The 15,057-nt window shown below is 38.5% G+C and carries 14 protein-coding genes and 2 riboswitches; of the genes, 10 read left to right on the top strand and 4 right to left on the bottom strand.

Annotated elements, in window-relative coordinates:
* Positions 1 to 27: 27 nt before the first annotated feature.
* Entirely contained in the window at positions 28 to 201 is a 174-nt protein-coding gene (locus tag HRT55_RS09455; RefSeq protein ID WP_291620762.1) for a hypothetical protein, read from the bottom strand.
* 100 nt (positions 202 to 301) lie between these two features.
* On the opposite strand from HRT55_RS09455, the gene HRT55_RS09450 reads away from it, so the two are divergent.
* Entirely contained in the window at positions 302 to 1,528 is a 1,227-nt protein-coding gene (locus HRT55_RS09450) for a threonine/serine exporter family protein (RefSeq protein ID WP_291614444.1), read from the top strand.
* A gap of 502 nt (positions 1,529 to 2,030) precedes the next feature.
* Positions 2,031 to 2,225, top strand: coding sequence for a (2Fe-2S)-binding protein (locus tag HRT55_RS09445; RefSeq protein WP_291614442.1), 195 nt, complete (start codon positions 2,031 to 2,033; stop codon positions 2,223 to 2,225).
* 53 nt (positions 2,226 to 2,278) lie between these two features.
* Here the strand turns inward: HRT55_RS09445 and bfr (HRT55_RS09440) are convergent, their stop codons facing one another.
* Together bfr (HRT55_RS09440) and bfr (HRT55_RS09435) are read right to left on the bottom strand one after the other, a co-directional pair.
* On the bottom strand, positions 2,279 to 2,746 hold the full coding sequence (gene bfr, locus HRT55_RS09440) for a bacterioferritin (protein WP_291620760.1): 468 nt from the start codon (positions 2,744 to 2,746) through the stop codon (positions 2,279 to 2,281).
* A gap of 11 nt (positions 2,747 to 2,757) precedes the next feature.
* Positions 2,758 to 3,243, bottom strand: coding sequence for a bacterioferritin (bfr, locus tag HRT55_RS09435; protein WP_291620758.1), 486 nt, complete (start codon positions 3,241 to 3,243; stop codon positions 2,758 to 2,760).
* 292 nt (positions 3,244 to 3,535) lie between these two features.
* Positions 3,536 to 3,670, top strand: a riboswitch (cobalamin riboswitch).
* An 85-nt stretch (positions 3,671 to 3,755) separates the two neighbouring features.
* Here bfr (HRT55_RS09435) and HRT55_RS09430 point away from each other — a divergent pair.
* From HRT55_RS09430 to HRT55_RS09405, 6 genes are all read left to right on the top strand, one after another.
* A complete protein-coding gene (locus tag HRT55_RS09430) occupies positions 3,756 to 4,586 on the top strand; it encodes an ABC transporter ATP-binding protein (protein WP_291620756.1) in 831 nt (276 codons plus the stop codon).
* Entirely contained in the window at positions 4,579 to 5,565 is a 987-nt protein-coding gene (locus HRT55_RS09425; protein ID WP_291620755.1) for an iron ABC transporter permease, read from the top strand. The genes HRT55_RS09430 and HRT55_RS09425 overlap by 8 nt, the downstream gene beginning before the upstream one ends.
* Before the next feature lie 63 nt (positions 5,566 to 5,628).
* On the top strand, positions 5,629 to 6,246 hold the full coding sequence (gene cobO / locus HRT55_RS09420; protein WP_291620753.1) for a cob(I)yrinic acid a,c-diamide adenosyltransferase: 618 nt from the start codon (positions 5,629 to 5,631) through the stop codon (positions 6,244 to 6,246).
* 98 nt (positions 6,247 to 6,344) lie between these two features.
* The gene (locus HRT55_RS09415; protein WP_291620751.1) at positions 6,345 to 7,253 is read left to right on the top strand and encodes a cobalamin-binding protein; all 909 of its coding nucleotides are present in this window, start codon (positions 6,345 to 6,347) and stop codon (positions 7,251 to 7,253) included.
* Positions 7,254 to 7,265: 12 nt separating this feature from the next.
* A riboswitch (cobalamin riboswitch) is annotated at positions 7,266 to 7,439 on the top strand.
* A 34-nt stretch (positions 7,440 to 7,473) separates the two neighbouring features.
* On the top strand, positions 7,474 to 9,306 hold the full coding sequence (locus HRT55_RS09410) for a TonB-dependent receptor (RefSeq protein ID WP_291620749.1): 1,833 nt from the start codon (positions 7,474 to 7,476) through the stop codon (positions 9,304 to 9,306).
* A gap of 444 nt (positions 9,307 to 9,750) precedes the next feature.
* Positions 9,751 to 11,640, top strand: coding sequence for a TonB-dependent receptor (locus HRT55_RS09405; RefSeq protein WP_291620747.1), 1,890 nt, complete (start codon positions 9,751 to 9,753; stop codon positions 11,638 to 11,640).
* Positions 11,641 to 11,744: 104 nt separating this feature from the next.
* Here the strand turns inward: HRT55_RS09405 and HRT55_RS09400 are convergent, their stop codons facing one another.
* Entirely contained in the window at positions 11,745 to 13,076 is a 1,332-nt protein-coding gene (locus HRT55_RS09400; protein ID WP_291620746.1) for a hypothetical protein, read from the bottom strand.
* Positions 13,077 to 13,449: 373 nt separating this feature from the next.
* On the opposite strand from HRT55_RS09400, the gene HRT55_RS09395 reads away from it, so the two are divergent.
* Together HRT55_RS09395 and HRT55_RS09390 are read left to right on the top strand one after the other, a co-directional pair.
* Positions 13,450 to 14,637 carry a methyl-accepting chemotaxis protein gene (locus HRT55_RS09395; RefSeq protein WP_291620744.1) on the top strand — a complete coding sequence of 396 codons (1,188 nt, stop codon included), beginning with the start codon at positions 13,450 to 13,452 and terminating at the stop codon, positions 14,635 to 14,637.
* A gap of 44 nt (positions 14,638 to 14,681) precedes the next feature.
* Positions 14,682 to 15,044: a response regulator gene (locus HRT55_RS09390; protein ID WP_291620742.1), complete on the top strand. Its 363-nt coding sequence runs from the start codon at positions 14,682 to 14,684 to the stop codon at positions 15,042 to 15,044.
* Positions 15,045 to 15,057: the final 13 nt, after the last annotated feature.

Here is a 15,057-nt window from a genome sequence, read left to right as displayed (position 1 = left end):
TCAAGCTATAAAGTCGTTTAAAGCTATTTACAGTATCATTTTGATAATGGCCGAGACTATTAAGACAAATACCAGTATAGGTATAACTTTACTGTACTTACCTTGTTGTTCTTCTGTCATGGGTTTACCAAACTTCTCCCCCAAAGTAACCATCAGGAACACGGCGAAAAAGACACAAGCCAAAATAATTATTAATGTCATTTTTTTCTCTTTTTATTTATTTTTTAAGTAGTTTTTTATACCCAGTTTTCGCAAAATCGATTACCATAGCATTCAGTGCAACTTACCATTTTATATCGCTATGCAGCAAACCGATAATTTTTACCAAAAACGTCGTTTTATCATCAAATTAGGCAAAGCTTTACATAAGCTAGGCTCTACCGCTTATCGCCTAGAAGACAACCTTTTATCTATTGCTAAATTTCTTGATATTCGCGCTTCATTTATCATTACGCCGACGGCACTTACCTTTATCTTATCTGATGATGAAGATGATCAGCAATATAATCATTTAGTTCGTGTTAGCCCTGGAGATATCGATCTTGGCTCATTAGCGCGCATTGATGAACTTGTTGATGAATTAATCAATGGTCAGCGCACCTTAGCTGAAGCGATTGAGCGTTTAGCCGAAGTTAAAAATAAACCAGCTCCGTATGGCACATTTCTATCCTTTTTAGCTTTTGGCGCTTCAAGTGGTGCCTTTGCCATGTTAATGCACACCAGTTGGCATGATGTCTTCTGGTCGGCCATCTTAGGCTGGGTTATTTTTGGCTTTGTTCTTTGGGCGGAAAAATCTCGCCGTATGGCAGATTTACTTGAGCCCCTAGCCGCGCTATCAGCATCATTGCTAGCTTCAGCAATATCAATATTTGATCCTAGTATAAATATACCCATGGTCATTCTCTCAAGCATCATAGTATTTATACCCGGATTATCGTTAACCGTTGGATTGTCTGAACTTGCTGCGCGACATTTAATGTCAGGTACCGCGCGTATCATGGACAGTATCATGATGTTATTTAAGCTTTACTTCGGTGCCGTCTTAGGTATGGCATTAGGTAACTTGATGTGGGGAAGCGCGGTCTTTGTTCCTCCTGAAACTATGCCAGTGTGGACCTCATGGCTTGCAGTAACAACCTTGTCAGCAAGTTTAGTTGTGCTATTTAAAGTCAGGTTAAAAGACGCCCCTTGGGGCATGATTGCGGGTTATATCGCCTTTGGTGTTAGCATCTGGGCAAGTACCTATTTAGGTGTCGCCTTAGGTGCTTTTGTTGGCGCCTTCGCCCTTGGTTTATACAGCAACTTGTTTTCACGGGTGATGAACTTACCTTCCAGTATTGTCAGGATACTCGGCTTAGTTGTATTGGTACCTGGCTCTAAAGTCTATATTGGTTTAAATAGTGCTATCTCTGGGCAGAATATGCTAAATGTGCCCGATTTAGGCTCACAAACATTTTTGATATTTATGTCACTGGTTGCAGGTATTATCTTTTCCAATGCGGTATTACCACACGGTAAAACTTTATAATTAGAAACTAATATCATTAGCGTCTATTTATCTTTCGAGATAACTTTTACAGCAGTTTGTTTGATATGTAGGTAAGGCAGAGCGCACAAGGTGTAGCTGATTACATGAATGTGCGATAACGCAGTCTACATTTCAAACAACAATTGCCCTATGGGTTCATTTAAAGCGTCTTTGCTCGTTTTTTACATAGAATAACAATGCTACAAAAGGGGTTAAAAATACTGAGGCAACGTGGAACTATAATCAAAGCCTTTCAACAGTCCGGCTTTTTTAATGAGCAAGTTCAAGACTGGCATATTATTAATACTCGCTTTCTTACCACAAATAAAATAGCTGCTAGGCAGCTAACTTTGTACCTTAAAAAATATAAAACGCCTCGCCTTTTTTTGCACAAAAAGACTAACTCATTAATTTTATTAACAAACAATCTTATTGATAATTATTATCATTAAGGTTATTATAAACACCATTATTTAAGGGTCACTTTCACGCTGAGAATTATATGTACGTTTGTATTTGCCATGGGGTTACCGATACACAAATTGAGTCGGCAATTGATAATGGCGCAGAAACTATGAAGCAGTTAACAAGTGAGCTTAATGTCGGTTCGCAATGCGGCAAGTGCTGTCAATGTACTAAGCGTGTACTGAACAGAAAGTTATTGCAAATTGCTGAAGCCCAACCCAAAGTAGCTTAAGCTGAACAAGTAGCTTTCATAAAAGCCTGCCACATTACCAATCCGATAAAGTACTAATCCATCATCGCCTGCAAATAATTCTCGATACCTGCATGGTCAATAATATATTGTTGTGATTCAATCCAATCAATTTGCTCTTCTACATTTTCTAGCAAGTCTTCTGCTAAATCCCTACTAATATAATCTTCTAGCTTTTCACTCTCTACAATAAGTGCTTGTAAAGCCTTTCGAGAAACATACTCTAAATCCATATTAGCTTGTAACATTTCTGACGCATGTTCACCTATATGTAGACGCCCCAAATCCTGTAAATTGGGTAAGCCTTCCAAAAATAATATCCGCTCAATTAACTCGTCAGCTTGCTTCATTTTTTCAATAGAAAGTTTGTAGTCAGCTTTGTTAAGCTTCTCTAAGCCCCAGTTTTTATACATGCGAGCATGTAAAAAATATTGATTAATTGCTATTAACTCAATACCTAAAGCACTATTAAGCAGCGTAAGTATTTGTTTATTGCCTTTCATTATGACTCCCCTTACCCTGGTAGATGCTGACCCATATGTGATTGGATATAATTTTGTAGGCCTATTTTATCAATAAGACCGAGTTGTTTTTCAAGCCAATAAACATGATCTTCCTCAGTATCTTCAAGTAACTTCTCTAGAATCTCTCGACTTTGAAAATCCCCCTCACTCTCACATAAAGTGATAGTAGCTTTTAGTGCAGCGACCACTTCCATTTCAAGAATTAAGTCATTCTTAAGCATACTCGGAACATCACTACCAATAAGTAAATCTCGGCGAGATTTTAGATTAGGCGTACCTTCAAGGAATAAAATACGTTTGATTAACGCATCGGCATGGGTGATCTCTTCTTGCATTTCATGATCTAGTTGCTCATAAAGTTTATCTAAGCCCCAGTCTTGATACATACGCGAATGAGTAAAATACTGATCAATTGCTGCTAATTCATTGTGTAACAAGCCATTTAGACTCGCTATAACTTTTGCATTACCTTTCATCTGACACCTCAATATAACAAGTTAAAAAACACTGATATTCGGTTGTCTTAAAGACTAGTTGAAAGATCAAGTTTTATCGAATTATTCGACTAATTATCTGTTACTAAGTGTTTATTTTATAAGTGAAAACTATTAGCATTTGCATTATTAATTATGACTAGATTATCCGTCTTAAAATGAGCTAATATCAGGTAAAGTTCATCAAAACTCTAAGGTTTAATTGGCAATAAGCATAACAAGTAGCCGTCTAAACCCCTAAAACTTGATAATATCAAGAAATCAATATAGAATCCGCGTCCTAAAGAATTTTTGTGTTAATGAAGATGGTAAGAATCCATCACTGTTCCCGCAACTGTAAATGAAATAATATTGAGCTTCAGCACTAATATAATTTCAAAGTCAGATAGCTAACCAAAAAAACTATACTCATAGCAAACGGATTAAAATAAGAAATTACTTATTTAATTCGATTGCTATTATTTATTACCGTGCGGGAAAACACGAGTTTATTTATGTCGACACTCCTTAATATCTCCCAGTTAAGCTGGCAGGTTCAAAATAAAGCCATCTTGCAAAACATTAACTTCAATGTTCGCAAAGGTGAAGTGATCGGTATTATTGGTCCCAATGGCGCGGGAAAAACTAGTTTATTACGCTGTATAACCAATCAAAACAATATTCTCGCCAGCACTAATGTTACCGGTAGCGTGCAATTAAAAAGCCGTGCCATAACTCAATACAGTGCTAAAGAAGTTGCCCAACATTTTGCCCTAGTCATGCAAAAAAATGACACCATTTTTGCATTATCCGTGCAGGATGTGATGAAAATGGGTTTATTACCGCACAAAACGCTTTTTTCACTAGACAGCGATCACGACAAAGCACAAATCAACTTAGCGCTGAAAAAAGTGGGATTAGAGCAGGCACTACATCATAGCTTTAATCAACTATCGGGTGGCGAACAACAACGGGTATTAATTGCCCGAGCACTTGTGCAAGCGAGTCAAGTTTTGATCCTTGATGAGCCAACCAACCATTTAGATGTTTTTTATCAACATCAGGTATTACAACTGGTCAATAAACTTAATATCACCGTTATCATGACAGTACATGATCTCAACTTAGCCAGTTTATACTGCCAACGCTTACTGCTATTAAATCAAGGTCAATTAATTTGTGATGGCAGTCCCGAAGAAGTACTGACACCTAAACAATTAAGCCAAGTATTCGGTCTACCTTGTCAGCAAAGTATTGATCCGATGACAGGTGCGACGCAAGTATCATTCTACTTGCCAGAGACCGATGAGCACCATAGTCGTTTTTCGGAGTCAGTTGATGAATAAAGTTACGACTATCTTTTTGGTCTTGATCGCTTTAGTTATTTTATCTGCGATGGCAGCCGTAACTTTTGGCCCTGCTGATATAGACTCTGCAGAGTTAATTAGCTGCTTAGTCGGTAGCTGTCAAAACCAAATAGCTAATATTGTTATTTGGCAAGTCCGTATTCCAAGAGTGTTAGTTGCCCTAGTCGCAGGAATGGGCTTAGCTATTGCCGGCGCTATTTTACAAAACACCACACGCAACCCGCTTGCCGACCCTTATCTATTTGGTATTGTTTCCGGCGCAGGCTTAGGCGCAACAATCGCTAATATATCATTGGCTGATAACCTCACCATAGCCCTACCTTTGGCAGCATTTCTAGGGGCACTATTTTCCGTCATCATAGTGGTATTTATCGCTAAGGTGCTTCAGCGTATGGAGCAACTATTGCTCGCCGGCGTTGCCGTTTCATTTATGCTTGGCTCAATTACGCAATTTATTTTATATTTTGGCGAACCCTTTGCCACCAACCGCGTTATTTTCTGGCTTATGGGCAGCTTAGCGCGTGTTGAGATGGCTAACTTCTACGTCATTGCTAGCGTGCTTATTGTAGCAATAGTTACCGTCATTGCGGTACACAGGCAAATAGATGCGCTTTTATTGGGTGATGAAAGTGCTGCCAGTTTGGGCGTTGATGTCGATAAGTTACGCCTACTTATGTTAGGTATTTGTGCTGCCCTGACCGCAACGATTGTTGCCTATTGCGGCGGTATTGGCTTTGTTGGCTTGATGATACCTCATATTGTTAGACAATTGATTGGCGTAACAACCCTGAAATTAATTATTGGCAGTGCCTTAATTGGCGCTATATTTCTTATATGGGTGGATGTTATTGCTCGCTCATCATTACCGCACGCCGAAATACCCATTGGCATTATAACCTCGGCACTCGGGAGTATATTTTTCTTATTTATCATGTATCGCTCACGCGCAATAACTTAATATTTAATGAACAAATATCCAATAAATCAATATTTAATAAAATAAAACAGCAGAGGTAATCCTATGACTGATGAAAAAACAACTGACAGCAATACGACTGACAAGCACAAGCAAAGAATGCAAAAACTAAAAGACAAAGTTGATTCTCGCATCGATAGCGCCACCGATGAGCGCGGCATACTTATAGTCATAACAGGTAATGGTAAGGGCAAAAGCACTTCTGGTTTTGGTACTGTCGCCCGTGCCGTTGGTCATGGTCTTAATGCTGCGGTTGCACAATTTATCAAGGGTACCTGGGCCTGTGGTGAGCGAAAATTACTTGAAAATGCCGGTGTTAAATTTAGTGTTATGGGCACTGGCTTTACTTGGAATACGCAAGATAAAGAAAAAGATATTGCGGCAGCAAAGCAAGTTTGGCTTAAATGCAAAGAGTTACTCAGCGATAATAATCTTGATTTAGTATTACTTGATGAGATGACTTACATGTTGTCGTATAAGTATCTTGATTTAGATGAAGTTATTGAGGCATTAAACAATCGCCCTAAGCACCAACATGTCATCATCACTGGCCGTGCTTGTCACCGCGCCATTATAGAGTTGGCTGATACGGTTAGCGAAGTACAATCAATCAAACATGCTTTTGACAGCGGTATTAAAGCGCAAAAAGGTATTGATTGGTAAAGCGCCATTTACCTATAGAACCACTTTAACTTTAGAAAGAAGAGAGCTAGCACCTTATACGCTAGCTCCGTAACTTATCGCCAAACAGAAACAACATAATGAAATTAACCTCTCTGCTGCTTACCTTACTTTTCATTTCAAATTCAGCTTATGCCCTTCCTACTAAAGAAGTTAATAAAGAGCTGAATATAGAATCAAATAAAGAACTCTCTCTAGAAGAAAGCAAGCCAACTATTATTGCGCTAGCCCCGCATATTGTTGAGATGCTTTATGATGTCGGTGCTGGTGGACAAATTATTGGTACCACAGCATTTGCTGACTACCCTGAGCAGGCAAAAAAAATACCAAGAATAGGTAATTATGTCCGTTTACAACTAGAGCGAGTTATCGAGTTGCAACCTGATTTAATTATCGCCTGGAAAAGTGGTAACCCAAGTGATGATTTAGCCCGCTTAGAGCAATTGGGCTTTAATATTGTTTATTCACAGCCAGAGACATTCGAAGATATTGCTAAAGAAGTGCGTAGCTTTGCTAAACTGACCGGTCACAAAGAGCAAGGTGAGCAAGTGGCGCAAAAGTTTGAACAAGAGCTAGCGCAGATAACCAAGGCTTATCAAAAGAAAACAGAAATTACAGGCTTTTATGAGCTATGGTCAAGACCTTTAACAACTGTTGCTAAGGGCAGTTGGCCACAACAGTTCCTTAATGTTTGTAAAGTTAACAACCCTTTTAAGCCAGTGCTCACGCCATACCCGCAAATTAGCATAGAGCAAGTACTACCCGCTTTAGTGCAACTTATTATTCAACCACTGTCAGTAAATCAAAAAGAGCGTGAAGGCTTTAATTGGCAGGATTGGCCCATAATACCAGCCGTTGCCAATAAGCAAATAATTCAACCTGACGCCGATGCCATGCACCGCATGTCAATTCGCAGCTTAACTGCATTAAAAGATTTGTGCCAAGCCATTGATAACACAAGAACGATTTTACAACAAAAGCATAACTAGCCTTTACGCTAGTCAATAATAAATATTTTAGGTGCCCAATAGCTTTAGTGATGATGGCTAAATAGCAATCACTAAAGCTGAAGGTGAAACGGGAAATTGGTTAACCCAATACTGCCCCCGCAACGGTATAAGTTACAGTTTTTTGTAGCTCAAGTCCGGAGACCTGCCTAAATTAAATTAATCATTGTAAGCACGGTGGGTGCTTATAACTGAGGACAACATGAAAAAAACCTTAATAGCACTAAGTATTAGCAGCCTACTTTACTCATCACTTTCTTTTGCTGAGCAAAATATTGTTGAACAAATTAACAAAACAAGCAAAGCCGATGAAACTATGCTTATCACCGGCAACCCATACAAACAGTCAACCGATGAAATTATGTCAGCGGTATCTATTATTACTCGTACAGATATAGAGCGTATTCAACCAAAGTCAGTAGCTGAACTATTAAAACTTACCGCTGGTATTGATATTGCTTCTAATGGTGGTCCGGCACAAAATACTTCTGTTTTTGTTCGTGGTACAAACTCAACTCATACCTTATTCGTTGTGGATGGAGTACGTATTGATACTGTAACAGGTTCAGGTGGCGCAACGGTTAATGATATACCAACATATCAAATTGAACGTATTGAAGTAGTAAAAGGTCCACGTGCTGCAATGTACGGTTCAGATGCGGTTGGTGCTGTGATACAGATTTTCACCCGTAATTTAGCCGGTGGTGAATATCAAGCAGCCGTAGAATATGGTTCAAATAATTATATTTCTGCTGGAGTAACTGGTGGCATTAGTCATGGTGAAGGGTCAACAACCTTAAGTATTAGTAAAGAAACAAGTGACGGCTACGATGTAACAAAAAATGACTTCCCTGTTGATGACGATAAAGATGGCTATGAAAGAATTAATATGTCACTTAAGGGTCAACAATCTTTGAGTGATGCCTTAACTTTAACCTGGGTTGGTCGATATGATGAGGGTGATTTTGATTATGATGGTAACTCTGAATGGACAGTTATTGCCCCAAGCCAAGAATACAAAAAACACTTGTTAGCAACTAGCTTAAACTATGCACAGGATTTATGGTCTCACGACATTAGTTTAGCCCAATACCAAGAAGAACAAACACGTTTTGGTGACTACCCAGCAGTTGATGAAACAACGCGAAATCAAGCAGATTATGTTGGTGTTTACAACGTAGCTGATGCTTTGAGCTTTAGCTTTGGTGGTCAGTTTTATCAAGACGAGTATACCGGTTCTAATGATGGTTTTAGTGGCGTATCACGAGATACCAGCAGTGTATTTTCGGGTGCTTTATACAATGAAGGCGCATTTATTAGCGAAGTTTCACTTCGTTATAACGATGTAGAAGATACCGGCACAAAAACTACCTATAACGTTAGTCTAGGTTATAACATTAGTGATTCTATTTTCACTAGTATTAACTATGGTACTGGTTTTAAAGCACCAAGCTTATATCAACTTTATGATAGCTGGTCTGGTAATGCTGATCTTGAACTAGAGACATCACAAAGTTGGGAATTTTTACTCCGTGGTGACGTCTATGGTGTAACAACTGAAGTTGCATACTTTAACCTAGGTTTCGATAACTTATTAGATTATAATTACGTTACTTATCAATATGATAATATTGCAGATGCTAAAATAAAAGGCGTAGAATTCAATGTATCTCAGCAAGTAGAAAGCCTCAACTTATCTGCGAATTATACTTATACCGATACTGAAGACAAAACAACAGGAACCCAGCTAAGTCGTCGTGCTCGCCATAAAGCGAATATTGGCGCAACATATGACTGGGAACAAGTTAGCCTAACGGGTATTTATCAATATCAGGGAACACGCTTTGACGCGTACTCAGATTCAACATTATCGGCTTATAACACCCTTGATATTAGTGTTAATTATCAGTTGAATGATGCTTGGAAGTTGCAAGTTAAAGCCAACAATATATTCGATGCAGATTATGAAACTGCGCCTGGCTATGTTACACCTGGAGCAGAATACTTTTTGCAAGTTAGCTATAGCAACTTATAAAAGTAGCTACTAAATCTAGCTGTTTTGTTTGATAGCGTTTACCGCCCTAAAATAAGGTGACGGTTTTTAATAGAAGGTCAGAAGCTTTTGCTACTGACCTTTTTTGTGTTTATTAACTTAATTTAGGACAGGAGAAGTTAATCTATTTATAACCTGTTTAATAGGTCTCATGTCTTTTTATTTTAGTAAGAAGTCCACTTAACTAGTGACCACTTATTTCATGAGTCAAAGGCTATAAATGTCAAACTAATCTTAGCCATAGGAAAATCCACAACATTGCCTCTTTCGTAAAAATGGACACAAGCCTGATATTGCTAATAAGCTTTATCGATATATCGCTGACTATGAAAAAACAACTAATCCTTACTCATCTTTAACAGCTTCTGTAGTAAAATACTTTGCACCTGTTTAGCGGTATGATTAGCTGTATATAATTGAGGGCAAATGAAAAAAACATTAATAGCACTATGTATTCACAGCCTACTTTACTCATCACTTTCTTTTGCTGAAAATACAAGTAGCCAAATTTTTAACAAAATCACTAAAAACGATGAAACCATCGTCGTTACCGCCAATCGCAGTACTCAAAATAAATTTGATACGTTAGCCGCTGTCGACATTTTCACCCGTGAAGATATTGAGAAAATCCAGCCTTTATCGGTTAGTGATTTACTAAGTCGTGTGGCTGGCATATCAATGACCACACAAGGTACTTCTGCACATAAATCGTCAAGCTTTGTTCGTGGCACCAGCTCAGATCACCTTCTCGTTTTAGTGAACGGTGTTCGCCTTGGTTCAACTGATCTTGGGGTAAAAAGCCTCGCCGATATACCAGTGCAACTAGTAGAGCGTGTCGAAGTAATAAAAGGCTCTAGAGCTGCCTTATGGGGCTCAGATGCCGTCGGTGGCGTAGTACAGGTTTTCACTCGGGATTTAACTGCCGGCGAGAGCCAAGTAGGCGGAAGAGTTGGTAGTAATAGCTTATATCAAGGTTACGGTGCGTTAGGTTTTGGTAATAAAGATCATAGCTATACCTTAAGCGCGAGTTTGGAAAAATCAAAAGGCTTTGATGTTACGGCCCCTAGTGGCAGCATTCCACCTGCTGATGACAAAAATGATGATGATGGTTATGACCGTCAATCTGTAGGGCTTTTAGGCACCAGCCAATTTACCAAACAATACGCCCTTGAATTAAGCACACAGTACGTTCAAGGCACTACAGAGTTTGATGCTAACACCCAATACACAGGTGATGAAATCAGCTATAAAAACTACCATCTGTTATTAAGAAACCACCTGCAACTTGAGCAAGTGTATTTACAGCTAGGCTTAAGTACTTATCAAGACAGCACAGAAGATAACTACAGTGATTTTAATAATCAAAATGGCTTTCCTAATCCAAATAGTTCATTCACCACAACCCGGGAGCAAGTAACGGCTTTAGCGCAACTTCCCTTTGGTGAATTTTCAGAATTAACTGCTGGCTATGAGTGGTATAACGAAAGTATTGATAGCAATAACTTTTACGATAAAACAGAGCGTGATGGTAAGGCGTTTTTTATTAGCACTACCCGTAACATTGAACGACTAAAACTTGAAGCCTCGATACGCTACGATAAAATAGGTGATATTGATGGTGAAACTAGCTATCAATTAGCCGCAGGTTACCAAGTTAGTGAGCAGCTACTTTTCTCATTAAGTCATGGTACCGCTTTTAAAGTACCGAGCTTAAATGATTTATATTATCCACTACAAGGTAACCCAGAGCTTATTTCCGAAACATCTGATAGTTTAGAGTTTTTAACTCGCTATCATAATAAACTTTTCTTTGCTGAAGTATCAATCTACAAAACTAATATCGATAACTTAATTGAATGGACACCTCTTGATAGCTCTGTGCCATATAGCCCTTGGCAACCGGAAAACATAGCTAAAGCGGAAGTATTTGGTGCAGAAGCGACTCTTTCGGCAGATATAGCTGATACTAGCAACAGGTTAACCTTAAGCCATGTGGATGCTGAAGATAAATCACCCGGCAAGAAATTAGCTAGGCGGCCATACTTTTCGGCTAACTATAACTTTATCTACTCTCTTGGACAGTTAGACTTTACTTTTGATGTCAATTATCAAGGTAGTAGTTTTGATAATTCTGCTATTCAAGAAACCCAGCTTAAAGCCTATACTTTATTAGATGTCGGGGTAAATTACCGTCTAAATAGTAAAATGAATTTATTTGCTAGGATTACTAACCTTACTGATAAAAACTATCAAACAGCAAGCAACTACCCTGGCGCAGAGCGTGGTTACAGCCTTACCTTAGATTATAAATTCTAAGCCAACTTAGTTAGGCTGGTCATAGTTTTCACATAAAAAGCCTGCAATCGCAGGCTTTTTATTACTTAGAATAGTAAATTAAAACTGAATAGATTTAAGTTAAGCTAGTAAAATTTACGATCAAGCTCTGCTGAAGTCATCTCTTTAGCAAAATCACTAGTCATATTCGCAGAGCTATTTCCCTGATAATGTTTAATATAATCATGATAATTATTGGTATCCAGACTCTTAACTAAGCGTACATCTATGGCTTCTTTCCTAGTCCTAATATCAATAATATCTGCATAGCCAGTTAAAGGTACACTTATCGCTAACTCTCCCTTTTCAGGGCCATAAAAAGTCCACTTTACCGGCATGGATAAACCAGTAAAAGTGAAATTAATAATCGCCATAGGGAAACCGGCAACAGTGCCATAGTTGTAACTACCATCGCCTTTAATTTCTTCAAATGTAGGGTAATCAAAATTAGGTTTATACGCACTAGCCTTTACGTCTATTGACGTTTGTGCTTCGGTTGAAGTTACTCGATGAATATTTTTACTAACGGCACTTTCTTTAATACTGTCAATTAGCGGAAAAGTGACTGAAGCTTGAGATTGATAATAACTTTTAAAGGTATTTATGTGATTATCAAAAATTAGTAAGCTCTGCTCACCTTCAGCTACCTGCATGGGAAAGTGTTGCTCACCGTCAATTAACTGAACACTGCTGAGCTCTTGATACGGTGGAGTTAACTGGTAAGAAGTTGCAGGAAGCGTAGCAAATAATGACCAATCACTTTCGCTATTAGCTTCAGCATTTAGGTCAAAAAAGCTACCTGCTGCAATAAGTCTTTGATTTAAACCTAGACCTTCTACCGAAAATGAATGTAATGGCCAACTACCATCTATTGCACGACAAACAGTTACACCTTTAAATAAGGTATTGCTCTCATCAATAGACACCCACTCATCAATACTTGCTGAGCTAGTCACCGATCTTTCCATTGCCAATGGAGCGTGAGCTAAATTTAGATCCTGCGTAACACACTCACAACTGCTGGGATTATCCACTACGTTATCAAACTGCGCTTGGTAATGGCTAGGCGTAGCGCTACTGGCTTGATAAAAACTAACCACATTTAAACCTTCGACTTCACTGCCCTGCTGGTTTTTAGCAACCAAGGTATAGTTAATAAACTCATTTTCTGTAACAAAGCTAATAACACCACTTTCATCGGGTTGATAAACTTCCAGTGTTTGCCAAGCTTCATCTTGCAGTAAAAGTTCTACGTCAGTGAAGGCGCTATCGATACCGCAATCATTAGTTAATTGTGAGGTTAAAGAGAAGTTGTATTCAACTGGCTCTGGTGGCTCGGGAGGAGTGCTAGATGAACTACCACCACAACCTTGCAGAAATAGGGTGAGTAATAATGGAGATATAAGGTGTTTATTCAAGAGGCGTTCCTCAAAATGTCATTTAAAAGTTTATGGAAAAAACCAGGCGATATAGATGTTATTGCTCAGACGATCTCACCTTAAAGTGACAAAAACATCTACAAAACAACGTTGAAGGAATTATACCCAGTTTTAGCGGTAACTAGCTAACTTTTGTTATGACTATTTCCTCGACAAAAGAAGCTAAAATAGCCAAAGCAATACAATCACAATAGTTAGTTTGCACAGTCACTTAGCATATAACTAGCAATCCTTGTTTTATTTAATTTCATTGTCTACGCTAATTTATAGCGTTACTTTTTTAGCTTTATTTTTAAGGTAAAGTTTCCATGAACTGATTGTAAATCACACGCCATCATCTATAGGAACAATAATGCTTATTGACCTGCAAAAAAAACTAAATCTTAGCTTTATCATTGTCACTATTTCCGTATTACTCGCCCTACTTGATAGTGGGCAAAGTATACTATTAGCAATTATCCTTGGCATAGCTGTTATTGCAGCGGGTTATGCTTGTTTTTATTTCCAAAAAAGCATCTCATTGGCATATCAACAAAAACTGCTAGAAGCCGAGCAATCATCCTCAACAAGCAAGCAAGATAATATCCATTTAGAGCAATACTTAGATTTAGCACACCAAATTATTGAGGTTTGGGCTGGACAAACGTCATTAGCGCGAGGCCAAGGTGATGACAATATAAATCAGCTGGCAACAAATTTTGCTCAAATTAAGGACCAATTAGCCGAAGCTATTCAAACATCACAAGAAACCACTGGGGATATGAGTGGCGAAAGTGGTTTAACCAATATTATTAGTCAATCTGAACAGTCTTTAAATACCATCATTCAATCCTTACACGACGCCATGGTAGGTCGTGACCAAATTTTAAGTGAAATAAATAATTTATCCTCCATTGCTGAAGAGCTGTCTAAAATGGGTGATGAAGTTGCAGGGATAGCTTCACAAACTAACTTACTCGCGCTTAATGCCGCTATTGAAGCAGCGCGTGCCGGTGAAGCTGGACGAGGTTTTGCCGTTGTTGCCGATGAAGTTAGAACCTTATCAACGCGTTCTGGAGAAACAGGGTCCCGAATATCTAAAACCATTGAGCAAGTTAACGCCACATTACAAAACACCCTAACCAAGACCCAAGAATTTACCGAGCAAGATGCCCTTATCATTAACAACGCTGAAGAAACAATAAAACAAGTCATCGATGATTACAGTGTCGCAGGGGAAAAAATAATGCTCAGCGCTAACCAACTTGAACAAGAAAACACCACGGTTCAATTGGCGATAGATGATGTACTGGTATCACTACAATTCCAAGATAGAGTAAGCCAAATACTTGGTCATATTTTTGATGACATGAATAAGCTAGCCCCCAACTATCAGCAATGCCAATACAATATTAGTCAAGGACTGCCGATAGAGCCGGTAGATATCCAACAATGGCTGAATAATATTAAACGGACTTACACTACATTAGAACAAGTGTCAGTCCATGATGGCAGTGAACAAACTCAAGATAATAAAAGTGATGAAATAACCTTTTTTTGAAAGTCCAACTCAAGAACACTTAATACTAAAAATAGTAGGGAAATATGAGTAAAACAATTTTAATAGTCGATGATTCCGCCAGTATCAGACAAGTAATTACTATGACGCTAAAAGGTGCCGGTTATGAGGTTATTGAAGCGGTTGATGGTAAAGACGGCCTCAGTAAACTTGACGGTAAGAAAATTCACTTAATCGTCTCCGATGTCAACATGCCTATTATGGGCGGTATTGATATGGTTAAAGCAATTAAACAAATGCCTGCATATAAGTTTACCCCTATCATTATGCTTACCACAGAAGCATCTGATGATATGAAGCAGCAAGGCAAAGCGATAGGAGCAAAAGCTTGGATGGTAAAACCCTTTAAACCCGAACAAATGTTGCAAGCCGTGACTATGCTTACTTAATAACTTTAGCAAA

It is taken from the genome of Colwellia sp. (genome assembly GCF_013214175.1).
Taxonomy (GTDB): Bacteria; Pseudomonadota; Gammaproteobacteria; order Enterobacterales; family Alteromonadaceae; genus Colwellia.
The sequence above is the reverse complement of the archived record's forward strand: the minus strand, read 5'-3'. Positions and strand labels throughout refer to the sequence as shown.

Bases quoted from the DNA above. Each gene is read 5' to 3' on its own strand.
- HRT55_RS09410 (WP_291620749.1), top strand. From the start codon at position 7,474: ATGAAAAAAACCTTAATAGCACTAAGTATTAGCAGCCTACTTTACTCA.
- HRT55_RS09445 (WP_291614442.1), top strand. From the start codon at position 2,031: ATGTACGTTTGTATTTGCCATGGGGTTACCGATACACAAATTGAGTCG.
- HRT55_RS09415 (WP_291620751.1), top strand. From the start codon at position 6,345: ATGAAATTAACCTCTCTGCTGCTTACCTTACTTTTCATTTCAAATTCA.
- cobO (WP_291620753.1), top strand. From the start codon at position 5,629: ATGACTGATGAAAAAACAACTGACAGCAATACGACTGACAAGCACAAG.
- HRT55_RS09450 (WP_291614444.1), top strand. From the start codon at position 302: ATGCAGCAAACCGATAATTTTTACCAAAAACGTCGTTTTATCATCAAA.
- bfr (WP_291620760.1), bottom strand. From the start codon at position 2,746: ATGAAAGGCAATAAACAAATACTTACGCTGCTTAATAGTGCTTTAGGT.
- HRT55_RS09390 (WP_291620742.1), top strand. From the start codon at position 14,682: ATGAGTAAAACAATTTTAATAGTCGATGATTCCGCCAGTATCAGACAA.
- HRT55_RS09425 (WP_291620755.1), top strand. From the start codon at position 4,579: ATGAATAAAGTTACGACTATCTTTTTGGTCTTGATCGCTTTAGTTATT.
- HRT55_RS09395 (WP_291620744.1), top strand. From the start codon at position 13,450: ATGCTTATTGACCTGCAAAAAAAACTAAATCTTAGCTTTATCATTGTC.
- HRT55_RS09405 (WP_291620747.1), top strand. From the start codon at position 9,751: ATGAAAAAAACATTAATAGCACTATGTATTCACAGCCTACTTTACTCA.
- HRT55_RS09455 (WP_291620762.1), bottom strand. From the start codon at position 201: ATGACATTAATAATTATTTTGGCTTGTGTCTTTTTCGCCGTGTTCCTG.
- bfr (WP_291620758.1), bottom strand. From the start codon at position 3,243: ATGAAAGGTAATGCAAAAGTTATAGCGAGTCTAAATGGCTTGTTACAC.
- HRT55_RS09430 (WP_291620756.1), top strand. From the start codon at position 3,756: ATGTCGACACTCCTTAATATCTCCCAGTTAAGCTGGCAGGTTCAAAAT.